Consider the following 24,049-nt stretch of genomic DNA (forward strand, 5'->3'; position numbering starts at 1 on the left):
TGTTCACAGATCGCCCTCATGCGCGAGGCGGATTTCCGCGCCTGCGCGTTGCCAGAGCTGATGGAGTTGATCAAGCGTGCGCGTGGCGGCGACAGGGTCGGCAATAACCAGATTGGCGAGGCGCGATGGGCCGCGCTGCTCGCGATAACTCACCGGCGACCAGGCGGCATCGGCAGCCAGCAGCACCCACCCGTCATCGGTGAGCACAAACGCGCCAATATGTCCGGCGGCATGGCCCGGCAGCGGCACTAACAGCACTTCACCGTTGCTCTGGGGCAGCAGAAAGCCGGTTTCAAAGGGCGCAAGCGAGGCGGGCAGCGCCACGCGCTCGAAACTTTCCATAAACCGGACCGCCGTCTCAAAGCCCTCAGGAATAAGGCCTGGCACAAACGCTTGTCGTAGCGCGGCGAAACCGCGCAGCGTACGGGTTTGCGCCCAGCCCTCGCCGGAGCAGATAAACCGGCAGTCAGCGAAATCACGCAGGCCCGCGATATGGTCGGCATGAAAATGCGAGAGGATCAGCCCGTCAATATCGCCCGGACGATAGCCCTTCGCGACAAGCTGGCGCACCAGCGACTGCTCGGGCGAAAAGTACACCGGCGTCACGCGACGGTAGATCTGATAAATCCCGCGCCGGGTGTAGTCATCAAACCATGAGGCATAACCCGTATCCCACAGCCAGCGCTTGCCGCCCGTTTCGATAAGGCTTGCGCGCGCGGGAAATTTGCAGACCCGCAGCCCGGTGCCCTTAAGGGCAATACACCCCAAATGGGTGCAGTAGCCAGTTTCAAACGTGGTAATGGTGGCCATTTAGCCTCTCCTTTCACGCAGCCAGGCGCCGGTAAGCCGCACACCGTCATCAAGTGAGACCTGCGGGCGATAGCCAAGCCGGGTAATGGCCTTTTCCTGATTAAGCGTCATATCAAAACTGACGGTACCGGCGCTGTAGCGCGTCAGGCGTGGTTCCACACCGGTAAGACGCCCGCGCAGTTCCATGCCCTGCGCCACTATGGCTAACAGCGGCCAGGGCACCGACGCCACCCGGTACTGAAGCCCAAGCTCCTGGCGTAGCAGGCTGTCGAGCATCGCTACCAGCCGCTGCGGCTCCTGATTCGTGATATTAAACGCCTCGCCGGAGGTCAGCCCCGGCTGCTCAGTGGCAAGGTGCATCGCGTGTACCACGTTTCCGACCCACGTAAGATCAAGCAGCGCCTCGCCACCGCGCGGCAGACGCAGCACGCCGCGATCGGCTTCAAGCTGGCGCAGCAGGCGCGGAATAATCACCCGGTCGTGCGGCCCGAACAGCCCGCGCGGGCGCAATATCACGAAGGTCATCTGAGGAAAACGGCGCGCAGCCGCGGCAATTGCCTGTTCCGCGGCATACTTACTGCGGGCGTAATGGCAGGCGAAACGGGCCGCGCGGTAATGTTCATGCACGTCATGATGATGACGGAAATCGAAATAGATAGCGGGCGTAGAGATATGAATAAAGCGCAGTACGCCCACACGCGCGGCGGCATGGGCAAGGCGTTCTGTGGCGATGACGTTTGTCGCATGAAAGTCTTGCGCACTGCCCCACGGTGAGGATTTTGCTGCGCAGTGCCACACGACATCGCAGCCCTGCACCAGCGCGTCGCACCGCGCCTCGTCCGCCTGCGTGAGCTCAAGCGGCACAAACTCTGCGCCCAGCGCGGAAAGCTCCGCGCCTGCCTTAGCATCACGCCCGGTCGCCCGGACTTCACACCCTTGCGCCAGTAGCGTCTCGACCGCGTTGCGTCCAAGCCCGCTCGTTGCCCCGGTCACCAGATATTTCATGGCATCAGCACCATACCGGCAAGCGTTAAGCCCGCGGCGGTGCCAACCAGCATCAGCGGCTCGCCAGTATTCACGCGGCCTGTGGTGAAGGCTTCATGCAATGCCGTCGGGATAGAGGCGGCAACCTGGTTGCCGTGCAGGCGGTAAATGTCGACCAGCGCCTCAGGCGAGACCTTCAGCCGTTGACGCATATGCTCAAGCGACAAATGACTCGCCTGATGCGGCACGACGGTTGCAATATCCTCAAGCGTTAACCCGGCGGCGTCCAGCAGACGTTGCCAGAATCCGTCAATCAGCGAGGAGGCCTGTCGAAACAGCGCTTTGCCCTGCATATGGAACAAAAAATCGCTCGCATCCATACCAGAACGCGGGTTGCGACGCGTTCCCCCGGCGCGAATTTCACACAGTTCGCTGCCCTGGGGATAGGTTTCCGATTTCATCGCCAGAATGCCGGCGCGTCCGTTGCCGGCCTCAACGATGGCGCAGGCGGCGCCGTCGCCAAAAATCAGCGAGGATTCCTCATGCTGCCAGTCAATGCCACGTGAGGCGATGTCGGCTGAGACAATCGCGATGCGTCGATAGCTGCCGCAGGTCAACAGCGCTGAGGCCACCTGCATCGCCGTAATGAAACTGACGCAACTGCTGTTGATGTCAAACCCCGCCGTTCCCGCCGGTAAACCTGCGGCTTTCATCACGTGCACCGCCGAACACGGCAGCGCCTGAACGGCAATGGCCGAGGCGGAGATCAGCAGATCGATAGAATCCGGCGGGATAGCGTAATGGCGGCAGGCGTGGTGCAGCGCGGCGGCGGCAAGCTCCGCCTGACTGTCGTTATCCGCCGCATGGTGCCGGTGCAGAATACCGGAACGGCGCTCGACATACCCTGCGGGTTTACCAAGCCGCTCATCCAGCGCACTCGAGGTAATAATCTGTGCAGGAAGCGCCTTGCCGGTCGCTATGATTTTCAGCCGTGAGGCTACTGGAGCGTGAGGAGTGAATACCATAAAGCGCTGTCCCTGAGCTAAACGTCCCCGATGAACGGGGACGTAAACCTGAAAAATTCGTTGTCGTTATGAGGCGTGGTGCGAACGATAACACGTCAGGAGGGGCAAAAAAATTATCGCTACCCTTTCCAGGGGCGACGCGCTTATTCGTCTTCGTCGTCTTCAAAACGCGCAACGATGCGATCGCCCTGATGCGTGGCGCGAATTTCCTGCGCCACCTGTGCGATGGCCTCACCGCTGCTCATGCCCTGCGACATCAGCTCCTGAATACGTTCGACCGCCTGTTGCTGTTGTTCATGGGTGAGAGAAGGTAAACCTGCAAACATCGCTGACTCCTGTTACATTGATGAGTTCAATTATTTCATGCCACGCGCGCCAGCGCCAGACGCCGCCCGCGTAGCGATTATCTGTCGTCCTGATGAATACGAACCTGACTCCTGAACTGATCTCCCTGCCCTGGCGCGCTGATGCGCTGCAACAGCAATTCGCCGCGCTGCAACATCTGCCCTGGGCGATGCTGCTACATTCCGGTTTCGCCGAACACCAACATAACCGCTTTGATATTCTGGTCGCCGATCCGCGCGTCACGCTGACGACGCGAGGGGCGCACACTATGACGCAAGACGCCGCAGGTTGCCAGCAGAGCGAAGAGGATCCGCTGCGTCTGCTTCACGCGGCGCTGGCGCGGTTTTCGTTTGCCCCACTCCCGGATGCGGATTTACCGTTTCAGGGCGGCGCGCTCGGGCTTTTCGGCTACGATCTCGGGCGGCGCTTCGAGCGGTTACCCGCCAGGGCCGAGGCTGATTTGACCGCCCCCGATATGGCGGTCGGCATCTATGACTGGGCGCTGATTGCCGACCACCATCGCCAGCGCTTAACACTGCTCTGCTACGGCGACGCCCGCGCGCGTCTCGCCTGGCTTGAGGCGCTGCAGCCGGTCGCAGCTACACCGTTTCGCTTAACCAGCCCGTGGCGCTCGAACATGACGCGCGAGGCCTACGGTGAGAAATTTCGCCAGGTACAGGCCTATTTGCGAAGCGGCGACTGTTATCAGGTCAACCTGGCGCAGCGGTTTTGCGCGCAATACGAAGGCGACGAGTGGCAGGCGTTTTTAACGCTCAACGCCGCGAATCGGGCGCCCTTCAGCGCGTTTTTGCGCCTGCCAGAGCAGGCAATTTTAAGCCTGTCGCCGGAGCGTTTTATTCATCTACATGACCGCGCGATAGAAACGCGCCCGATTAAAGGTACGCTCCCGCGTCTTAACGATCCCGACGCCGATGCGCGTCAGGCGGCGCGTCTCGCGCAGTCGCCGAAAGATCGCGCTGAAAACCTGATGATTGTCGATTTGCTGCGTAATGATATTGGGCGCGTGGCCACACCCGGCAGCGTGAAGGTGCCGGCGCTGTTCGTAGTCGAGCCGTTCCCGGCAGTGCATCATCTGGTGAGCACGATTACGGCGACGCTGCCGCCTTCGCTTCACGCCACCGATCTGCTGCGCGCGAGTTTCCCTGGCGGCTCGATTACGGGCGCGCCCAAAGTGCGGGCGATGGAAATTATCGAAGAGCTGGAGCCGCAGCGGCGCAACGCCTGGTGCGGCAGCATCGGCTATCTCAGTTTTTGCGGCGCGATGGACACCAGCATTACCATTCGTACCCTGACGGCGCAGGACGGCGCGCTTTACTGCTCCGCTGGCGGTGGGATTGTGGCGGACAGCGAGGAAGCCGCGGAATATCAGGAAACGTTTGATAAAGTTAACCGTATTCTGAAAGCACTGGAGAGGTAATGATGGAGAATAATCCGCTCACGCTCGACCGCTTTTTATCGCGTTTTCAGCTCCTGCGCCCCCAGATGAGCCGCACCAGCCTGAACCAGCGTCAGGCGGCGGTGCTGGTGCCGGTGGTGCGCCGCCCCGAGCCGGGCCTGCTGCTGACACAGCGCGCCGCCACTCTTCGCAAACACGCAGGCCAGGTGGCATTCCCCGGTGGCGCGGTGGATGACACGGATGCCTCGCTTATCGCCGCCGCGCTGCGCGAGGCGCAGGAAGAAGTAGCTATCCCCCCAGAGGCGGTAGAGGTGATTGGCGTGTTGCCGCCGGTCGACAGCGTCACCGGGTTTCAGGTGACGCCGGTGGTCGGCATTATTCCACCAGACCTGCCTTATCACGCAAGTCAGGATGAGGTCGCCGCTGTGTTTGAGATGCCACTTGCCGAGGCGCTGCGCCTTGGACGTTATCACCCGCTCGAAATTCACCGGCGCGGTAATAACCACCGCGTCTGGCTCTCCTGGTACCAGCACTATTTCGTCTGGGGGATGACCGCGGGCATTATTCGTGAGCTCGCGCTACAAATTGGCCAGAAACCCTGACGATTATTGTGGGTGAAAACTGCGATCTGCAGCACTTTATTAGGCAGCCTTGCCGTATCCATTAGTATAATTCATGTGAATAGTTAACTGTGCAGCACAATAACCTTTTACACTAGGCGCTGTTTTCACACCGTCATTTGCAAGGCAAATGACTCTGTCAGGAGTTACCACGTGATTAGTATATTCGACATGTTTAAGGTGGGTATTGGTCCCTCCTCTTCCCATACTGTAGGGCCGATGAAGGCCGGGAAGCAGTTCGTCGATGACCTGGTCGAAAAAGGATTATTGCAGGACGTCACCCGCGTCGCGGTGGACGTTTACGGCTCGCTTTCGTTGACCGGTAAAGGCCACCACACCGACATCGCCATTATTATGGGCCTTGCAGGCAATGAACCCAGCACGGTAGATATTGATGCCATACCGGCATTTATCCGAGATGTAGAAACCCGCGGCCGCCTGCTGCTCGCGCAGGGTAGCCACGAAGTGGATTTCCCGAAAGACAACGGTATGCGTTTTCAGAGCGACAATCTGCCGCTGCATGAAAACGGCATGACCATTCACGCGTACAGCGGTGAAAAAGAGATCTACAGCAAAACCTATTACTCCATCGGCGGCGGTTTTATCGTCGATGAAGAGAATTTCGGCAAAGCGGCCAGCAATGAAGTGAGCGTGCCGTATCCGTTCCACTCCGCAAAAGATCTTCTGGCACACTGCAAAGAAACTGGCCTGTCGCTCTCCGGTCTCGTCATGAAAAACGAGCTGGCGCTGCACAGCAAAAAAGAGATTGAAGATTATTTTGCCGATGTCTGGCAGACCATGCGCGCGTGTATCGATCGCGGCATGAATACCGAAGGCGTGCTCCCTGGCCCGCTGCGGGTACCGCGTCGCGCTTCTGCGCTGCGCCGTCTGCTGGTCTCAAGCGACAAGCACTCAAACGATCCGATGATCGTGGTGGACTGGGTAAACATGTTTGCCCTGGCGGTTAACGAAGAAAACGCCGCTGGCGGTCGCGTAGTTACCGCGCCTACTAACGGTGCCTGCGGTATCGTTCCGGCAGTACTGGCCTATTACGATCACTTTATCGAATCCGTGAGCCCGGATATTTACATCCGCTATTTCCTGGCCGCCGGCGCTATTGGCGCACTGTACAAGATGAATGCGTCTATCTCTGGTGCCGAAGTGGGCTGCCAGGGCGAAGTCGGCGTAGCCTGTTCCATGGCCGCTGCGGGCCTGGCGGAACTGCTCGGCGCGAGCCCGGAACAGGTTTGCGTGGCCGCGGAAATCGGCATGGAGCATAACCTTGGGCTGACCTGCGACCCGGTCGCGGGCCAGGTACAGGTACCGTGTATTGAACGTAACGCAATTGCCTCCGTGAAAGCGATCAACGCCTCGCGTATGGCGATGCGCCGCACCAGCGAGCCGCGCGTTTCGCTCGATAAAGTCATCGAGACGATGTATGAGACGGGCAAGGATATGAACGCCAAATACCGTGAAACCTCACGCGGCGGCCTTGCTATCAAAGTCCAGTGTGATTAATGCCTGACAGCGCCGCTCCTGCGGCGCTTTTTTTTATTACCGTTCACCTTTTCTTCCTCCCGGCGCGTTATCCCCCACTACACTCTTAACATCCAGCCTTTATGCCTCAGCCGAGCCTGAGAGATGGAGCCTATGCAAAAAGCGCAGCGAATTATCCGGGCTTACCGCCGTCGGCGGTTGATCCTCAGTGTCACCCTCGCTCTGCTGGCGTTGTTGTTAACGCTGGGAATACGCTATTTTGCCGACCGCAAGCAGTATCAGCATGACACCACGCGCTATATCACTCATGCGGTTGAAACGATTGATGAACTGCTGGTGCCGCTGGATGCTGCCCGCACCGCCCTGTTGCCGCTGGTGGGCATGTCATGTAAGCAGGTACATCGCCAGCTGCGCGAAATGGCCGCCAGCCTGCAGACCGTGCGCTCTATCGCGCTGGTCAATGACGGCACGCTCTATTGCTCCAGCATTTTCGGCGAGCGCAACGTCCCAGTGCACCAGTTGCAGCCCCATCTGCCCGCCGCGAAACCGCTGATGCGCCTCTCGCGGGATAGTTCGCTCATTAAGGGCAGTCCTGTGTTGATCCTCTGGACGCCGTCTATCGACAGTAACGCCTCAGGCGTGTTGCAGTCTGTCAATATCGAGTTTATTGCGAGGCTGCTGCTAAACCCCGACCCGCCGGTCATTGAACATGTGCTTTTCGATGTGGCGGATTCCCATCTGGAATACGGGCGTGGGCTGGTGGAAACGCTCCCTGCCAATGACGGTCTGGCGCGTCTTCAGCAAACGTCGAGCCGGTATCCCTTTTCGGTCACCATCTTCGGCCCGTCGCCTGACGCGCTGGCGCTCAGGCGTCTGCCGAGCCAGTTGCCGCTCGCGGTACTTTTAAGCCTGCTGATAGGCTATATCGCCTGGCTTGCCACCGCACGGCGCATGAGTTTCTCCTGGGAACTGAATCTCGGCATCGCCAACAATGAATTTGAGGTTTACTGTCAGCCGCTGGTGAGCGGCAAAACGGGCGAATGTATGGGCGCGGAGCTGCTGCTGCGCTGGAATAATCCACGCCTCGGAACGATTGCACCGGATGTGTTTATTCCGCTTGCCGAGCAGCTCAAGCTGATTAACGCGCTGACGCGCTATGTCCTAATCAAGACCGTCGAACAGCGGCACTATTTTCCGGCGTCCCCGGATTTTCATATCGGCATCAACATTGCCGCCAGCCATTTTCATCAGGGCGTGATTATTGAAGATCTTAAGCGCTACTGGTATCCGTCCCGCCCGGTGCAGCCGCTCTTTCTTGAGCTGACGGAGCGCGACGCGCTGCCGGAAGTGGACTACCGCGTGGCGCATGATTTGCGCCAGCTTGGCGTGAAGCTCGCGATTGATGATTTCGGTACCGGTCAGAGTTCGCTTTCGTATCTCGAAACGCTCAATCCCGATGTGCTGAAGATGGATAAACGGTTTACGGCGGCCATTGGTACTGACGCGGTGAACTCGACGGTGACGGATATTATTATCGCGATGGCGAGAAGGCTGAAGATAGAGCTGGTCGCAGAGGGTGTCGAAACGGAAGAGCAGGCAAGATATTTATGTCGTCTCGGCGTGCCGGTGTTACAGGGGTATTTATTTGCGCATCCGATGCCGCTCAACGCGCTGCCTCAGTGGCTGGAACAACGGCGCGCCCAGCCGGGTACGCCGTTCTGGCGCCGGGATCTTCCGGCGCCAGGAGTCTGACCGTTACTCTTCTTCGTCGTGCAGCGGCCTGTCTTTCACGACGCGTACCAGATCGATTCGGTAGTCGTTCGCTTCGACAATAGTGATACGCAGCGGCGGCATGGCCAATTCATCACCCACGCGCGGGATCTGCCCGTTGATGGCAATGACCAGACCCGCGACCGTCGCGATATCCTCATCGTCATTCACTAACGAAGCCAGATCCAGCGTCTGCTGGAGCGCGTGAAGATCGGTGGAGCCTTTGACCAGCCAGCCGTCGCCATCATTAATGATTTCCGGCGTTTCGTCTGCATCGGGGAATTCACCGGCGATAGCTTCCAGCACGTCGAGCGGCGTCACCAGGCCCTGCACCACGCCAAACTCGTTGTTGACGATAACAAAGCTGCCTCTTGCGCGACGCAACACGCCAAGCAGGTTGATAGGATCCAGCGTTTCCGGCACAACGATGACCGGTGTAGCCGAAGCGATGGCCGCGACGTCAACGCCCTCTTCCAGCGCAACCAGCAATTCTTTTGCGCGAACCACGCCGATGATTTCATCCAGCTCGCCGCGACACACCGGGAACAGGCTGTGCGGTGACGACAGCAATTGCTCGCGGATTTCATCAACGCTGCGGTTGGCATCCACCCAGCTGATTTCACCGCGCGGGGTCATGATGCTGCGCAGCGAACGGGAGGCCAGCGTCAGTACGCCGTTAATCATATAACGCTCTTCTTCGGCGAACGCTTCGTCATGGACCGGCACCACGGCATGGTGTTCGGTTTCATTTACCGGCGCCGGACGACGGCGATTGCCCATCAGACGCAGGATAGCTTCTGCGGTACGCGCACGCAGCGGCAGTCGCGACTGGTGTTTGAGGAAGTTACGACGCGCAATCTGATTGAAGAACTCAATGATGATAGAGAAACCGATCGCCGCGTAGAGGTAGCCTTTCGGAATATGGAACCCGAAGCCTTCCGCTACCAGGCTCAGACCAATCATCAGCAGGAAGCTCAGGCAGAGCACCACGACCGTCGGATGCGCGTTGACGAAATTGGTCAGAGGCTTCGAGGCAAGCAGCATCACGCCCATCGCAATGACAACGGCTGCCATCATTACCGGCAGGTGATTCACCATACCGACGGCGGTGATAACCGCGTCCAGAGAGAAGACGGCATCCAGAACCACAATCTGCAACACAACAACCCAGAAGCTGGCATACCCCTTGCCGTGGCTGTCATTAAGCTGACGGTTTTCCAGGCGCTCATGCAGCTCTGTGGTTGCCTTAAAGAGCAGGAACAGACCACCGAAAAGCATGATCAAATCACGGCCAGAGAAGCTCAGGTCCCAGAGGCTGAACAACGGACGGGTGAGCGTCACCATCCAGGAGATCAACGACAGCAGACCCAGACGCATCACCAGCGCCAGGGATAAACCAATTAAACGCGCTTTGTCACGCTGCTTCGGCGGCAATTTGTCCGCGAGAATAGCGATAAACACCAGGTTGTCGATGCCAAGAACAATCTCAAGCACCACCAGCGTTAATAAGCCCGCCCAGATAGAGGGGTCCATTAAGAATTCCATAACAGGCTCCTGCGCAAGGAATGACTAAACGGCCCCCCAACAGTGTCGGGCGCTTTAAAAGGGTTTATCAAAGAGTTAAGGCGAATGCCTTGTGAAATGACGGCTGATGAAAGCCTGGAAAAGCAAAGACATCGGTGACGGTCCATACGGTGGGCTGCTGCCCGCTACTCCTGTTAATTAATCGGAAATCTACCTTAACAAAGGGTAATAGCTTTTGGCAAAGATTTACCAGAATTTGCAATCGTTATGACATCTGTCACGGGCATAGTTTGCCCTGACGCCGAATGCCTTGTTTTGATGGCAAAATTACGGAGCTTCATCACAAACATTATTTTTTCGCGTTCTAAAATAATTCGTGCTTAGGTTCTGAAAGCTTACAAATCCTTATCTGAATCGATTCGATAAGCGAATCACTGTTAGCGGTGCCTGTTAGGCATTGTCGATAACCACGGAGGTAGCAAGTGACCATTGCTATTGTCATAGGCACGCATGGCTGGGCGGCTGAACAACTGCTGAAAACAGCGGAAATGCTGTTGGGCGAGCAGGAAAACGTTGGCTGGATCGATTTCGTGCCCGGCGAAAATGCGGAAACCTTGATCGAAAAATATAACGCACAGCTCGAAAAACTGGATACCAGTAAAGGCGTGGTCTTTCTGGTCGATACCTGGGGCGGTAGCCCGTTTAACGCGGCAAGCCGCATTGTCGTGGACAAGCCGAACTATGAAGTGGTCGCCGGGGTGAATATCCCGATGCTCGTCGAAACCTTCATGGCGCGCGACGACGATCCCTCTTTCGATGAACTGGTCGCACTCGCCGTTGAGACTGGCCGTGAAGGCGTGAAGGCGCTGAAAGCCAAACCTGTCGAGAAAGCCGCACCGGCAGCCCCTGCCCCGAAAGCAGCGGCCGCGGCAAAACCCATGGGCCCAAATGATTACATGAAAATAGGCCTCGCCCGTATCGACGATCGTCTGATACACGGCCAGGTCGCGACCCGCTGGACGAAAGAGACCAACGTTTCGCGCATCATTGTCGTGAGCGACGAAGTCGCCGCCGACAACGTGCGTAAAACCTTGCTCACTCAGGTTGCCCCGCCCGGGGTCACCGCGCACGTCGTGGATGTGGCCAAAATGATCCGCGTTTATAACAACCCGAAATACGCCGGTGAGCGTGTGATGCTTCTGTTCACGAACCCCACCGATGTGGAGCGCATCGTGGAAGGCGGCGTCAAAATCACCTCTGTTAATATCGGTGGGATGGCCTACCGTCAGGGTAAAACGCAGGTCAATAACGCCGTGTCCGTCGATGAGAAGGATATTGAAGCCTTTAAGAAACTTAACGCGCGCGGCATTGAGCTGGAAGTGCGGAAAGTTTCCAACGATCCCCGACTGAAAATGATGGATTTAATCAGCAAAGTGTCTCACTAATCGCTTTGCGGGATTAACACTTACTCAGTTTTCACACGTCAGTTTGATATCACAGGAGAAGTACAATGGAGATTACCACTCTTCAGATTGTGCTGGTGTTCATCGTCGCCTGTATCGCCGGTATGGAATCGGTGCTTGATGAATTTCAGTTTCACCGTCCGCTGGTGGCCTGTACGCTGGTCGGGGCCGTGCTGGGCGATATGAAAACCGGCATTATCATCGGCGGTACGCTTGAGATGATTGCCCTTGGCTGGATGAACATCGGGGCCGCCGTCGCACCGGATGCCGCCCTCGCGTCGATCATTTCCGCCATTCTGGTTATTGCCGGCCATCAAAGCATCGGTGCCGGTATCGCGCTCGCAATTCCACTGGCGGCCGCGGGCCAGGTCCTCACCATCATCGTGCGTACCATCACTGTGGGCTTTCAACATGCTGCGGATAAAGCGGCGCTCAATGGCAATCTCACGGCGCTCTCCTGGATCCACGTATCGTCGTTGTTCCTCCAGGCCATGCGTATCGCTATTCCGGCAGTTATCGTGGCGATTTCTGTTGGTACCAGTGAAGTACAGAGCATGCTGAATGCGATTCCAGAAGTCGTCACTGGCGGCCTTAACATCGCAGGCGGCATGATCGTGGTCGTCGGTTACGCGATGGTCATCAATATGATGCGCGCGGGTTACCTGATGCCGTTCTTCTACCTCGGCTTCGTCACTGCCGCGTTTACTGATTTCAACCTCGTGGCGCTGGGCGTCATCGGCGCTGTTATGGCGGTGCTCTATATCCAGCTGAGCCCGAAATATAACCGCTCCGCAGGGGCACCCGCGCAGACCGCTGGCGCGAACGATCTTGATAACGAACTGGATTAACAGGTGAGCGACATGGTTGATATGACTAAAACAACTGGTGAGAAAAAACTAACCCCGGGCGACGTGCGCGCCGTGTTTATCCGCTCTAACCTCTTCCAGGGATCGTGGAACTTTGAACGTATGCAGGCGCTTGGCTTCTGCTTCTCAATGATCCCGGCGATTCGCCGCCTTTATCCGGAAAATAACGAGGCGCGTCGTCAGGCCATCAAACGTCATCTGGAGTTCTTTAACACCCACCCCTACGTTGCGGCACCGGTGCTCGGCGTAACGCTTGCGATGGAAGAACAGCGTGCCAACGGCGCGGAAATCGACGACGGCGCAATTAACGGGCTCAAAGTCGGGTTGATGGGGCCGCTTGCAGGCGTCGGCGACCCGATCTTCTGGGGAACGGTACGCCCGGTATTTGCAGCACTCGGGGCAGGGATCGCCATGAGCGGCAGCCTGCTCGGCCCGCTGCTGTTCTTCGTGCTCTTTAACCTGGTACGCCTCGCAACTCGTTATTACGGGGTGGCATATGGTTACCGTAAAGGCGTCGATATTGTGAAAGATATGGGCGGCGGCTTCCTGCAAAAACTGACCGAGGGGGCGTCAATTCTCGGCCTGTTTGTTATGGGCGCGCTGGTGAATAAGTGGACGCACGTGAATATTCCGCTGGTGGTATCACGCATTACTGACCAGAATGGCGCGGAAAAAGTCACGACCGTCCAGACCATTCTTGACCAATTGATGCCAGGCCTGGTACCGCTGCTGCTCACTTTCGCCTGTATGTGGCTGCTGCGCAAAAAAGTGAACCCCCTCTGGATAATTGTTGGGTTCTTCGTGATTGGTATCGCCGGTTACGCCATCGGCCTGCTGGGTCAGTAATCATTAACGCTGTGCGCCGGGGGCCGATAGCTCCCGGCGTTTTTATTTAAGGGAGACGGCATGACGCTGACTGACGGAGTTCTGGTCGCTTTTATTATCGCGCTGCTGGGCTGGGCAATTTACGATCAATGGGGGCTTGAGCGCCGACATGGTAAAACGCGGCTGCGCGTGCCGCTGCTTCGGCGAGGGCGCGCCGATAGCCTGATTTTCACAGGCCTTACCGCCATTCTCATCTGGCAAAACATCACTACGCATGGCGCCCCGCTCACGACATGGTTATTGTGCACACTTGGATTGCTAGTCATTTATCTTTTCTGGATTAGAGAGCCACAAATACGTTTTAAGGGTGAAGGGTTTTTCTTTGGCGGCAGTTGGGTGAAATATAGCCACATCAAGGCTATGAATTTATCCGAGGACGGCGTGTTAGTGATGCAATTAACTCATCGCCGGCTACTGATTCGTGTTAAAAATATCGACGACCTTGAAAAAATCTCTCATTTTATGATTAATAATCAGTAAGTTAAAATTATAGCACTGGCTATTTTAGCGTATATAAAATAACCATGCGTATAGCCTGTGCTATATTTCGCGAGCATTGTCGTCTTTAATAGTTAACAAAGATAAGACACTCCCTCATTAAGCGAAAACGATTCTCATTTGTAACCAAAGGGTTATTATCCGATTATTGTCTTTACCGGCCGAAATATGATAAGGTTGCGCCCGTCATTGGGGAGTAGCCAATTTCCTTTACGGAGATGTACGCGTCAACATACTCGTTGCAAAACGTGGCGCGTACGGACTGAAGCCTTTTCAGTCAGGCGAGACCATTGCACGCTGCCGCTGTTTACTGGGGGCGGTCGGCGTGTATATGGAAATCCCGGTCAGGACCTGTGTATGAATCTTTCCGCCACACTGCTTCTTGCCTTCGGTATGTCAATGGACGCTTTTGCAGCTTCCATCGGCAAAGGCGCCACTCTGCACAAACCCAAATTCTCCGAAGCTCTGCGTACGGGCCTTATCTTTGGCGTTATCGAAGCGATTACCCCGCTGGTAGGCTGGCTCCTCGGGCTTCTGGCTACACAGTTTGTGCTGACGTGGAACCACTGGATTGCTTTTGTGCTGCTGGTATTTCTCGGTGGGCGAATGATAATCGAGGGCGTGCGCGGCTGCGATGAATCACCAGAAAAGCTGCGCCGCCACAGTTTCTGGCTTTTAGTCACCACGGCCTTTGCCACGAGCCTTGACGCGATGGCAGTTGGCGTAGGTCTTGCTTTCCTTCAGGTCGATATCATCAAAACCGCACTGGCTATCGGCTGCGCCACACTGATTATGGCGACGCTCGGCATGATGGTCGGCCGTTTTATCGGCCCATTACTGGGTAAACGGGCCGAGATACTGGGCGGTGTGGTACTGATTGGCATCGGCTGCCAGATCCTGTGGAGCCACTTCGCGGGTTAAACGTCCCGCCGCCACAGGCGCAGGCAAAAATCCGTTTCGCATTTAAATGCTGTCTGCTCGCGTAGCATTTGCCACACCTCAGGGCGGGCGCGCCAGGCAAACGGCGTCATTTGTAGTAGCGTCGTTGCTTCTTCGCCATTAAGGCGCATTTCATAGCCTAAAGCCTGCTCCTCTGCGAGCGAAAAACCCGGTAGCTGTTCCTGATTCGGCGCATGCAGACGCACCTCATCATAGATAAGCCCCTTCATCTCGATCAGATGTCTTGGGCCTGGCGTGACGGTCACGAGTACGCCGCCCGGTTTTACCACTCGTGCCAGCTCTTCGGCTTTGCAGGGCGCATAAATACGAACAACCGCGTCGAAAAAGGCATCCGGGAATGGCAGGCGGTGGCTTGAGGCGACACAAAACGAAATATCCGCGTACCGCTTTGCGGCAAAGCGGATGGCGCTTCGCGATACATCAAGCCCCCAGCTCTGGCCGTTCCGGGACGCGGTAAGCGCCGCAAACGCGCTGGTGTAGTACCCTTCACCGCAGCCGATGTCCAGAAGCGTCGCGCCAGTTTCTGGCACGTTTTCGGCAAGCAACTGTGCGGTATTAGTACGCAGCTGCGCGTAGTGGCCGGCATCCAGAAACGCACGGCGGGCCTGCATCATTTCGCTGCTGTCACCTGGATCGCGCGAGCGCTTATGCTGAACCGGCAGAAGATTGACATACCCTTCCTTTGCAATATCAAACTGATGGTTACTGGCGCAGCGGAAACTTTTCGCTTGCGCCTGCAAGGGCAAATGGCAAAGGGGACAGATAAAGGACATGACAACTCCGAAACAACGCAAAGCGCGAAGTGTAGCGTGATTCGGTGAGCGGGGAAACGCTGACGCGCGTTAAGAATGAAAAAGCCCCGCCATAGGGCGGGGCTTTAAAATAGCTGGCCGGTGAAACAAGGCACCGGGTCAGTTTAAGTGCGATTAGATAGCAACTACGTTAACAGCTGCCGGACCTTTCTGACCGTCCTGAATCTCGAACTCAACGTTCTGGCCTTCAGCCAGAGTTTTGAAGCCATTACCCTGGATTGCAGAGAAGTGTACAAACACATCTTTGCTACCGTCAGCCGGAGTAATGAAACCAAAACCTTTAGACTCGTTGAACCACTTAACTTGACCTTTAATCTTTGCCATTTCGCAAATTCCTTCAATTGTTTTGTTCGCCCACAGGCGCTGACTTAGATAAAACTGAGACATTACTGCTTGAGGCACTGAAATAAGGTTCGGCAGAGAAGCGGTATTCAACGACAACGTGTTTACTCAGGACTTCTTTACTGAAAATGCCACACATAAACAGAACTGTACCTCGTTTAACCCAAAACTTGTTATCACATACAACGTAAACAATGGCAAGCCATTTTTATACGCTGCACGATCTGCCGCACAGATTCCTCAACAGACCGCTATGTCCCTGACAATAAAGCACAGAAAGGGCATGCGACACCCTGCTAAGGGTGTTTCACTGCCCTGTTCCGACATCACGTCAGAATGCACTTTTTTACCATAGCTCAATAACTTCAGTTCGTCCAGGCGACACGGGATATTGTTGGTGATCATTTTCTGCCGCATTATTATTTCTGCAAAAGCTTATTCATTAATGTCATTAAAGTCCATTTTAACGCAGCTTTATTACAGCCTGAAGGCAGTTAATGATGTACAAATCAAAAAACGTTGTACAACGTAATTTTTGGTTGCACCAGAATAATGACATTTTAATGAAGCACGCCTCAAAAAGAGGCATAAAAATAAGGCAATGTGATTAATAAATCGTCCAGCCAGAAGTAAAAATGACCACCCGGATATATTTTCTAATGTCAGGGCTTATTTATGCTCAGCGGTAAATATTGCCCAATACGACGCGGCACGAACGTTTCTGCTTTTTCGCCATATTCATTGAGCGCGCGTAATAACTCTGCGGGCGGTTCGTCCAGTGATTCATCCGCCAGTTCAAACACGCCCCAGTGAATCGGAATAGCAAGCGGCCTGCCTGCATGTTGCCAGAGCTGGACCGCGTGCTGTGGATCCATATGATGCGGTGCCATAAACCAGCGCGGGGCGTAGGCACCTACCGGAATCGCCGCTGCGGTAAGCGGCCCCAGACGTTGAGGGATGTCGAGCAGTTCCGGGGTATAACCACTGTCACCGCTAAACCAGAAACGTTGAGTGGCGCTTTCAATGACCCAACCGCACCACAACGAACGGTTTCTGTCCCACAACGTGCGCATGCTCCAGTGCTGCGCAGGAACAGCGGTTATCTGAAACCCCTGCCATTCGCGGCTTTCCCACCAGTCTAGCTCGGTAACCTGGTTGATACCGCGCTTAATAAACCAGCGTTTCAGGTCCAGCGGCACAAAAAAAACCGCCTCCGGGAAGCGCCTTCGTAGACGACGGATCGTGTGGTTATCCAGATGATCGTAGTGATTGTGAGAAATCAGAACTGCGTCAATCGGGGGCAGGTCGGAAAGCGCCAGCGGCAGCGGGGTTTTACGCGCTGGGCCATAGAAACTGACGGGCGAGGCGCGGTTTGAGAATAGCGGATCGGTGAGTAAATAGCGCCCGTTGAGGCGAATCAGCAGCGTGGCGTGACCAAACCACCAGACGCCATCTTCATCGCCTTCAATCACTGCCGGTTGCCACCACTGCTGGATGAACGCCGCATATCCGCCGTCAGGCGGGCGCGGCAGTCCCTGGGCTTTACGTTCGTCCTGCCAGCGGCGCAAATCGCCGGGCTGGTGCCCGACCTCGTGTGTATTACAAAAGCCGTCAGGTCGGTGATGAGCTTTCGTGGGATCGTACCAGGGATTTTTCCAGACCATGCCCATCACCTCGCAGCCGTTGGTCGTTAACGTTCAGCCACCAGGTGAACAAAACCGCCATCGTCATCCTGAGTAGCGGCGGGCGTGGCGGCAGGCGCCTGCGCCTCCGGCTCATTCGCGTCACATAAGCGACGCAGCAGCACCGTTTGCCGTTTTTCCTGTTCAAGCAGCGCCTCCAGCAGTTCCACCTGCTGATTGGCGCGAACGCTTGCGCGGTTGATAAAGAACCAGGCCACCAGCGCCACAACGACGCCAACCAGAGAAATCGCCAGAGTGGCGATATTTAATGTACCAGAATTTGCAATATCGTTCATGCTACCACCTCAAGGAAACGCGTTATCTTACCACCGCAGCGGCGTAAGAACATCGTTTGCCTGATAGCGTTACCAGGGAATGAACTTATTGATGGTACAAATGCCGCTGAAAAATTGAACGTCCTGATCACACATTACGTTGATCATCTGCGCCCATAACAGTAAACAGGCCACCAGCACGGCCAGCAAAATAGCCCATCTCAATTTTTTCACTACATTCTCCGTTACGGCATTAACGGAGCCAACTTAACACGGAAACCTTAAACCAAATATCACTGTAACGTTAAGTCACGTAATACGGAATCCTCCCCTTGCGACGCAGCGGCAGGCGCGGCACGCTGTTCGCCTCAACGTTAACAAACGGAGCCGTAATGCGTTATTTGATTCGTGTCGCCGCGCTGTTAGTCGTGGCCTGGGTTGCGCTGCTTTTCAGCGGCTATGGAGTGTTGATTGGCAGTCATGAGAACGCGGCCGGCTTAGGGTTGCAGTGCCGCTACCTGACAGCAAGACAAGTGGTAAACGCGCAGTTTATCCATTCCGATAGCGGGCTTGTGGGCATCACCGCATGCCCCGTATTGCGTAAAAGCGAGACGGTCGTCGATAACGGCTAAAACGTGACGCAATAAAAAGCCGCAGACCCGCTGCGGCTTTTTATTTTGCGCGTCCTCAGAACGGATAATTGTTGTAACCCATCTGTTCAGAGATTTTACGCGCCGCTGTATGCAGGATTTCCACATACTCGTGCAGACGCTCTTCAGAGAAACGCAGCGTCGGGAAAGAGATACTTAAGCCCGCAATCACCACACCGAAACGGTCGAAAACCGGCACCGCGATGCAGCGCAGCCCTTCTTCCTGCTCTTCGTTATCTTCGCCATAGCCATGTTCACGCACCAGATCGAGAACCGGCAACAGTTCATCAGTCGACATAATGGTGCGATCGGTACTGCGCTTATACTCCACGCCTTCCAGAATCTGACGCACTTCGTCATGGTCGCGCCAGGCCAGCAGCACTTTACCGATGGCGGTACTGTATAGCGGGTTACGGCGCCCGATACGTGAGTACATGCGCAGGTTATACATGGAGTCGATTTTATGGATGTAGACAATGCTGTCTTCATCGAGCGCGCCCAGGTGAATGGTTTCTTTGGTCAGACGCGACAGCTCGCGCATCTGAATATCCGCGCTGCGGATAAGGTCAACATTTTGTAACGCGCGAGCCCCAAGCTCAAACAGCTTGAGCGTCAGAGAGTATTTTTCAGACTCTCCTTCCTGAGCGACATAACCCAGTGACTTCATGGTCTGCAAAAAGCGGTAAACGGTGCTTTTTGACATCATGACGCGCTGCGACAATTCGGTGATACCAATTTCCCGCTCTTCACCCAACGCCTGCAAAATACCAAAGACCTTGAGCACCGAAGAAACGGAGTCAGGCTGTTTATCTAATTCTGCGATTGCCATTGATCACCTCGATCGCATTTGTTTTATAAAAATCAGAACTGGTTTTTATTATAAATTCGGGGAGGCGGCACCGCAATGTATCTATTGCGGATGGTCGTAAATCTGCGACATTAAGCCCGATTATTCACGAAGGATATATCTCAACCGCGCCTGCCGCGGTGTTCTCAGCGTCTGCTGGTTAAAAAGGCGCCGCAGCGGCGAGGCGTGAGGCATAAAAAAAGCGCGCCTACAGGCACGCTTTTTATTAGGGTTATGCGCAATTATTTCAGATATTCGCCGCTGCGCAGCGCTTCAATACGCTTATCCAGCGGCGGGTGCGTCATGAAGAGTTCGCTTAATGATTTTGATTTACCGTTAATGCAGAACGCCATCATGCTGCTCGCTTCCTGCGGCTCATAGCTGGTTTTAAGACGCTGCAGTGCCGCAATCATTTTCTCGCGGCCCACCAGTTTTGCAGAGCCAGCGTCGGCGTGGAATTCACGGTAGCGGGAGAACCACATCGTGATAATGCTCGCGAGAATACCAAACACCAGCTCCAGCACCGTTGCCACCGCGAAATAGATAAGCGGATTGCCGTTGCTCTCTTCGCCTTCATCACGGTTGCCGCCAAGGAAACCAGCCGCCACCTGCGCGATAATGCGCGAAATGAAAATAACAAAGGTGTTCACCACCCCCTGAATCAGGGTCATCGTCACCATGTCACCATTAGCGATATGGCTAATTTCGTGAGCGATAACCGCTTCCGCTTCATCACGGCTCATGTTTTGCAGCAATCCAGTACTTACTGCCACCAACGAAGCGTCGCGGCGTGCGCCGGTCGCAAACGCGTTAATGTCAGGTGCGTGATATATCGCGACCTGCGGCATCGCGATGCCCGCCTGGCGCGACTGCTGTGCCACGGTATCCATCAGCCAGCGTTCCGTTTCGTTACGCGGGGCTTCGATAACTTCACAGCCTACCGATTTCAGCGCCATCCATTTGGACATCAGCAGCGAAACGATCGAGCCGCCGAAACCAAACAGCAGCGCCATGATCAGAAGGCCTGTCACGCTGCTTGACTGGATCCCTGTCAGGCTGAGCACCAGACCGAACACCATCATGACGGCCAGGTTAGTCAACAGGAAAAGCGCAATTCGCATCATAATTTTCTTTTTACCTCGGTTTAACAATACGCCTTATGCGATTACACACATCGTAGGGGCGCGCGCGCCGTTTTCAAGCGTCAAAGGCTGGCAAGTCTCTAAAAATACGAAACTTTACATTTTGTAGCATTTCGCTGACGGGGGTTTAACAGGGCCCTAAAAAAACCGGCGCATTTGAGTGCGCCGGTCAGGAGGATTACTTCGAAGAAGCGGCGGGTTGCGCCGTTTTATCACTGGTCATATGCGCAAGGTCGAGCGCGATATGTACCGTTTCATCAAGATACGGATCGGGTTCCTGATAATCTTTTGGCAGATCCTCAAGCTTCGCCAGTGGCGGTTTCCCGGCCCGTTTCAGACGGTCATTAATGCGCGCCAGACGGGTTGCATCATCTTCGTGGTTCTCTTTTTCACGCTGAGCCAGATTGAGCGACACGATATTGCGCTTATCTTTCATCGCGTTAAAACGAGCAATGTCTTTGATGATGTACTGGAACTCCGGATCTTTCGCAATGCGATCGTTATGCTCTTTCAGCAATTCCGGCCCCATCGGTTTCAGATCGCCCGATTTTTCGTATGTCGCGGCGTTAATGCTATCCCACGGCAATGCATTATCTTCGAATTTCTCGCCAGTTTCGGTCTCTTCATTGCCAGTCGGCATAATGATGTCCGGCGTCACCCCTTTCCTTTGGGTGCTACCACCGTTAACTCGGTAGAACTTCTGGATAGTGTATTGCACCGAGCCAAGTGCTGGCCATTCCGGACGCAGCATTTGATCGTAGATGCGGTTCAACGAACGGTATTGCTGAACGGTGCCTTTCCCGAAGGTTGGTTCGCCCACAATCAGCGCGCGACCATAATCCTGCATCGCGGCGGCGAAAATCTCAGACGCCGAGGCGCTGAAACGGTCAACCATCACGACCAGCGGGCCTTTGTAATACACCACGCCATCAGTATCGCGATCTTCACGCACCTTGCCGTTGTTATCACGAACCTGAACGACCGGGCCAGACGGAATAAACAGACCGGAGAGCGAAACCGCTTCGGTCAGTGCCCCGCCGCCGTTGGAGCGAAGGTCGATAATCACGCCGCTAACGTTCTGCTTTTCAAGTTTCTGAAGCTGTACTTTGACGTCATCGGTCAGGCCGACATAGAAGCCAGGAATATCCAGCACGCCAATTTTTTCTTTACCGACGTTTTTCACCGACATCTTCACCGCGCGGTCTTCAAGGCGAATACGCTCGCGTGTCAGCGTGATAATGCGGGTTTTTGTGCCTTTACCAGCAGGCAGGATCTCAAGGCGCACTTTGCTGCCTTTCGGGCCTTTGATCAGCGCCACAACGTCATCAAGCCGCCAGCCAATCACATCCTGCATCTGCTGCCCAACCTGCCCTACGCCGACAATACGATCGCCGACGCTAATGGCTTTGCTTTTCGCCGCAGGGCCACCAGCCACCATGGAGTTGATTACCGTGTAATCATCGTCCATTTGCAGTACTGCGCCGATACCTTCAAGCGAGAGGCTCATTTCGGTATTGAATTGCTCAGTGCTGCGTGGTGAGAGGTAATTGGTATGCGGGTCAATCTCATGCGCAAAGGCAGTCATCGCGAGCGAGAACACATCTTCGCTGTTGGTCTGCGCCAGACGACGAATAGCGAATTTATAACGCTTAGTCAGCGTTTCGCGGATTTCCGCATCGGTTTTACCGGTCAGTTTCAGGCTCAGCTCGTCAAATTTGACTTTGCCGTCCCAAAGTTTGTTGAGCTCCGCTTCGCTGGCAGGCCAGGGCGCCTTGCTGCGATCGATATCAAATGTATCGTTACCGGTAAAATCCATCGGTCTTTCCAGCACTTTCAGCGCGTACTGATAACGCTCAAAACGGCGCTGTTGTGCCAGATTATAAAGACTGTAAAACACATCCAGTTTACCGCTGCGCAGTTCATCGCCGATCTGCCCTTTTTTCTTCGCAAACTGCTCAACATCGCCCGCCAGCAGCACATTGTGGCTGTAGTCGAGCAGATTGAGGTAGCGATCGAAAATTTTGGCGGAGAAGGCTTCGTTTAAATCGAACTGGCGGTAATGAGAGCGGGTGAACCGGGAGGTCACACGCTCGCTAACTGTAGGATGTTGTGGTTCCTCTTTGAGGACCGGGATCTGGTCAGGACGGGTAATGTCATCCACGGCCAACGCCTGGCCCGCCATCAGCAGCAGGCCGGCGACGGCGGTTAGCTTAAAAAAAGTGTTCATGCCCTGGTTGACCTCCGTTTCAGAACAATAAATGTTCTGCGCGTACAATCATCGACATACCAGAAGTCAGCTGTACACGGACGCCATCTTTGGTAATTTCCTGCACGGTGGCGTCCATCGCGTTGTTGCCTGCTTTGACCTTAATGGCCTGACCGACGCTGAGCGCCGTAATATCAGACACCGGCGTATGACGTTCTTCGCGCGCAGGGCGCGGCGCTTTCGCGGCGGCAGGTTTTGCAGCGGCACGAGGTTTACGCTCCGCGTTTTCCTTACGACGCGGAGCCGGACGCGGCTTGCGTTCACGACGCTCGGCGCCGTTATCGTCGCCTTCAGCACCTGCTGCTTCGCGTTTTTTCGCCTGCTGCTCGGCGCGTTGCGCCTGAACACGGGCTTTCGCTTCTTCAAGTTGCTTACGGGCGTGTTCTACGTGCTGCTCTTCCAGAACACCGCACGGGTTGCCGTCGAGGTCGACACGGGTGGCACCAGGCTTGATGCCATAAAGGTAGCGCCAGCTCGACGTATAAAGACGTAATGCGGAACGAAGTTGCGTTTTGCTGAGGTTCATTTCGCCCTCAACACGCTCTACCAGATCCTGAAAAATGCCGATCTTCAGAGGACGCGCTTCGCCTTCAGCACTGAAACACTGCGGAAAACGTTCGGCCAGAAAGGCGATAACTTCTTTACTGCTATTCAACTTAGGTTGATTTTCCATGAAATTTCCTGATTACAACGGATGTTGCCAACAAGCCGCAGGCATGAACAGGCGTCATTATAATGACGCCATCGGTAAATGCCACGTTATCCGTTGCTTATCATGCGGCTGGTGCAAAGAATTTTTTAAAATCCGTGCCTGCAATAACAGCTTCAAGCTGCTCGACCAGGGTACGCAGCCCCTGCTCGTCGTCGGCATCGAAGCGGTTGAAGACGGTGCTGTCGATATCCAGAACGCCAATAATCTGCCCGCCCGCGCGAAGCGGCAACACGATTTCGGCATTACTGGAAGCATCGCAGGCGATATGCCCATCGAACGCGTGCACATCATCCACGCGCTGTACAATGCCCGTCGAGACCGCCGTACCGCATACGCCGCGACCATAAGGGATACGCACGCAGGCGATTTTGCCCTGGAACGGACCAAGCACCAGCGTCTGGTCTTCAAGGAGGTAAAAGCCCGCCCAGTTGACGCCTTCAAGACGCTCAAACAACAGCGCGCTGGTATTGGCGAGCGTTGCGAGAAAACTGGTTTCCCCTGCCATGAGGGAGTTAAAATCGCGATTGAGTTCCGCGTAAAATTGTGTTTTGTTCATTAATCCGATCGCTTTGTTGTCTTACTTACTTTGCCAGCCTACTAAAATAAGCATTAAATGCGCTCATGCTCAAGATTAATCATTTCATGAGTTACGATAAC

26 protein-coding genes and 1 riboswitch are annotated in these 24,049 nt (G+C 55.3%); of the genes, 10 read left to right on the plus strand and 16 right to left on the minus strand.

Annotation, left to right across the window (positions count from 1 at the left end; all coding sequences use genetic code 11):
* Positions 1-3: 3 nt before the first annotated feature.
* From AFK62_RS11330 to AFK62_RS11345, 4 genes are all read right to left on the minus strand, one after another.
* Complete coding sequence (locus AFK62_RS11330; protein WP_007668641.1) at positions 4-810, minus strand: MBL fold metallo-hydrolase; 807 nt, start codon at positions 808-810, stop codon at positions 4-6.
* Positions 811-1,815: an NAD-dependent epimerase/dehydratase family protein gene (locus AFK62_RS11335; RefSeq protein WP_007668638.1), complete on the minus strand. Its 1,005-nt coding sequence runs from the start codon at positions 1,813-1,815 to the stop codon at positions 811-813. It abuts the gene before it with no gap.
* On the minus strand, positions 1,812-2,819 hold the full coding sequence (locus AFK62_RS11340) for a 3-oxoacyl-[acyl-carrier-protein] synthase III C-terminal domain-containing protein (protein WP_007668635.1): 1,008 nt from the start codon (positions 2,817-2,819) through the stop codon (positions 1,812-1,814). Before AFK62_RS11340 ends, AFK62_RS11335 begins: the two co-directional genes overlap by 4 nt.
* Before the next feature lie 143 nt (positions 2,820-2,962).
* On the minus strand, positions 2,963-3,145 hold the full coding sequence (locus AFK62_RS11345; RefSeq protein ID WP_007668632.1) for a YoaH family protein: 183 nt from the start codon (positions 3,143-3,145) through the stop codon (positions 2,963-2,965).
* A gap of 92 nt (positions 3,146-3,237) precedes the next feature.
* Here AFK62_RS11345 and pabB point away from each other — a divergent pair, with 92 nt between their 5' ends.
* The 4 genes from pabB to AFK62_RS11365 all read left to right on the plus strand — a co-directional run bounded on the left by pabB (position 3,238) and on the right by AFK62_RS11365 (position 8,450).
* Complete coding sequence (gene pabB / locus AFK62_RS11350) at positions 3,238-4,602, plus strand: aminodeoxychorismate synthase component 1 (RefSeq protein ID WP_053531913.1); 1,365 nt, start codon at positions 3,238-3,240, stop codon at positions 4,600-4,602.
* 2 nt (positions 4,603-4,604) lie between these two features.
* On the plus strand, positions 4,605-5,183 hold the full coding sequence (locus AFK62_RS11355; RefSeq protein WP_032984166.1) for a CoA pyrophosphatase: 579 nt from the start codon (positions 4,605-4,607) through the stop codon (positions 5,181-5,183).
* 171 nt (positions 5,184-5,354) lie between these two features.
* Positions 5,355-6,719 carry an L-serine ammonia-lyase gene (sdaA, locus tag AFK62_RS11360; RefSeq protein ID WP_032984163.1) on the plus strand — a complete coding sequence of 455 codons (1,365 nt, stop codon included), beginning with the start codon at positions 5,355-5,357 and terminating at the stop codon, positions 6,717-6,719.
* Between the two features lie 132 nt (positions 6,720-6,851).
* Positions 6,852-8,450 carry an EAL domain-containing protein gene (locus tag AFK62_RS11365; RefSeq protein WP_007668621.1) on the plus strand — a complete coding sequence of 533 codons (1,599 nt, stop codon included), beginning with the start codon at positions 6,852-6,854 and terminating at the stop codon, positions 8,448-8,450.
* A 3-nt stretch (positions 8,451-8,453) separates the two neighbouring features.
* Here AFK62_RS11365 and yoaE read toward each other — a convergent pair whose 3' ends face one another.
* Positions 8,454-10,013, minus strand: coding sequence for a CNNM family cation transport protein YoaE (yoaE, locus tag AFK62_RS11370; protein ID WP_053531914.1), 1,560 nt, complete (start codon positions 10,011-10,013; stop codon positions 8,454-8,456).
* A gap of 461 nt (positions 10,014-10,474) precedes the next feature.
* Between yoaE and manX the strand changes: the two genes are divergently transcribed.
* From manX to mntP, 5 genes are all read left to right on the plus strand, one after another.
* The gene (gene manX, locus AFK62_RS11375; protein ID WP_007668613.1) at positions 10,475-11,437 is read left to right on the plus strand and encodes a PTS mannose transporter subunit IIAB; all 963 of its coding nucleotides are present in this window, start codon (positions 10,475-10,477) and stop codon (positions 11,435-11,437) included.
* 65 nt (positions 11,438-11,502) lie between these two features.
* Positions 11,503-12,303 carry a PTS mannose/fructose/sorbose transporter subunit IIC gene (locus AFK62_RS11380; protein ID WP_007668609.1) on the plus strand — a complete coding sequence of 267 codons (801 nt, stop codon included), beginning with the start codon at positions 11,503-11,505 and terminating at the stop codon, positions 12,301-12,303.
* A gap of 12 nt (positions 12,304-12,315) precedes the next feature.
* On the plus strand, positions 12,316-13,167 hold the full coding sequence (locus AFK62_RS11385; protein ID WP_007668606.1) for a PTS mannose transporter subunit IID: 852 nt from the start codon (positions 12,316-12,318) through the stop codon (positions 13,165-13,167).
* Between the two features lie 60 nt (positions 13,168-13,227).
* Positions 13,228-13,686 (plus strand): DUF986 family protein, encoded by a 459-nt coding sequence (locus AFK62_RS11390; RefSeq protein ID WP_007668603.1) that lies wholly within the window; start codon positions 13,228-13,230, stop codon positions 13,684-13,686.
* Between the two features lie 197 nt (positions 13,687-13,883).
* Positions 13,884-14,056, plus strand: a riboswitch (yybP-ykoY riboswitch).
* A 5-nt stretch (positions 14,057-14,061) separates the two neighbouring features.
* Entirely contained in the window at positions 14,062-14,625 is a 564-nt protein-coding gene (gene mntP / locus AFK62_RS11395; RefSeq protein WP_007668600.1) for a manganese efflux pump MntP, read from the plus strand.
* Here the strand turns inward: mntP and rlmA are convergent.
* The 6 genes from rlmA to mgrB all read right to left on the minus strand — a co-directional run bounded on the left by rlmA (position 14,622) and on the right by mgrB (position 18,009).
* Positions 14,622-15,437 carry a 23S rRNA (guanine(745)-N(1))-methyltransferase gene (gene rlmA / locus AFK62_RS11400; protein ID WP_007668597.1) on the minus strand — a complete coding sequence of 272 codons (816 nt, stop codon included), beginning with the start codon at positions 15,435-15,437 and terminating at the stop codon, positions 14,622-14,624. The genes mntP and rlmA overlap by 4 nt on opposite strands.
* 153 nt (positions 15,438-15,590) lie before the next feature.
* Positions 15,591-15,800: a transcription antiterminator/RNA stability regulator CspE gene (cspE, locus tag AFK62_RS11405; RefSeq protein ID WP_004386688.1), complete on the minus strand. Its 210-nt coding sequence runs from the start codon at positions 15,798-15,800 to the stop codon at positions 15,591-15,593.
* 13 nt (positions 15,801-15,813) lie between these two features.
* The gene (locus tag AFK62_RS21300) at positions 15,814-15,957 is read right to left on the minus strand and encodes a DUF2627 domain-containing protein (RefSeq protein WP_007668580.1); all 144 of its coding nucleotides are present in this window, start codon (positions 15,955-15,957) and stop codon (positions 15,814-15,816) included.
* 523 nt (positions 15,958-16,480) lie between these two features.
* Entirely contained in the window at positions 16,481-17,488 is a 1,008-nt protein-coding gene (locus AFK62_RS11410) for an MBL fold metallo-hydrolase (RefSeq protein WP_053531915.1), read from the minus strand.
* A 20-nt stretch (positions 17,489-17,508) separates the two neighbouring features.
* Positions 17,509-17,796 (minus strand): YebO family protein, encoded by a 288-nt coding sequence (locus tag AFK62_RS11415; protein ID WP_007668569.1) that lies wholly within the window; start codon positions 17,794-17,796, stop codon positions 17,509-17,511.
* 69 nt (positions 17,797-17,865) lie between these two features.
* Positions 17,866-18,009 (minus strand): PhoP/PhoQ regulator MgrB, encoded by a 144-nt coding sequence (gene mgrB / locus AFK62_RS11420; protein WP_053531916.1) that lies wholly within the window; start codon positions 18,007-18,009, stop codon positions 17,866-17,868.
* Positions 18,010-18,167: 158 nt separating this feature from the next.
* Between mgrB and AFK62_RS11425 the strand changes: the two genes are divergently transcribed.
* Positions 18,168-18,407: a YobH family protein gene (locus AFK62_RS11425; RefSeq protein WP_007668543.1), complete on the plus strand. Its 240-nt coding sequence runs from the start codon at positions 18,168-18,170 to the stop codon at positions 18,405-18,407.
* A 55-nt stretch (positions 18,408-18,462) separates the two neighbouring features.
* On the opposite strand, the gene kdgR is transcribed toward AFK62_RS11425, so the two are convergent.
* The 5 genes from kdgR to AFK62_RS11450 all read right to left on the minus strand — a co-directional run bounded on the left by kdgR (position 18,463) and on the right by AFK62_RS11450 (position 23,948).
* Positions 18,463-19,254 carry a DNA-binding transcriptional regulator KdgR gene (gene kdgR, locus AFK62_RS11430; protein ID WP_007668539.1) on the minus strand — a complete coding sequence of 264 codons (792 nt, stop codon included), beginning with the start codon at positions 19,252-19,254 and terminating at the stop codon, positions 18,463-18,465.
* A 260-nt stretch (positions 19,255-19,514) separates the two neighbouring features.
* The gene (gene htpX / locus AFK62_RS11435) at positions 19,515-20,396 is read right to left on the minus strand and encodes a protease HtpX (RefSeq protein ID WP_053531917.1); all 882 of its coding nucleotides are present in this window, start codon (positions 20,394-20,396) and stop codon (positions 19,515-19,517) included.
* 196 nt (positions 20,397-20,592) lie between these two features.
* Positions 20,593-22,641, minus strand: coding sequence for a carboxy terminal-processing peptidase (gene prc / locus AFK62_RS11440; RefSeq protein WP_007668527.1), 2,049 nt, complete (start codon positions 22,639-22,641; stop codon positions 20,593-20,595).
* Positions 22,642-22,660: 19 nt separating this feature from the next.
* Positions 22,661-23,353, minus strand: a complete 693-nt coding sequence (gene proQ, locus AFK62_RS11445; RefSeq protein WP_007668524.1) for an RNA chaperone ProQ — start codon at positions 23,351-23,353, stop codon at positions 22,661-22,663.
* Positions 23,354-23,453: 100 nt separating this feature from the next.
* Positions 23,454-23,948, minus strand: coding sequence for a GAF domain-containing protein (locus AFK62_RS11450; protein WP_007668521.1), 495 nt, complete (start codon positions 23,946-23,948; stop codon positions 23,454-23,456).
* Positions 23,949-24,049: the final 101 nt, after the last annotated feature.

Source organism: Cronobacter condimenti 1330 (assembly GCF_001277255.1).
Lineage (GTDB): Bacteria > Pseudomonadota > Gammaproteobacteria > Enterobacterales > Enterobacteriaceae > Cronobacter > Cronobacter condimenti.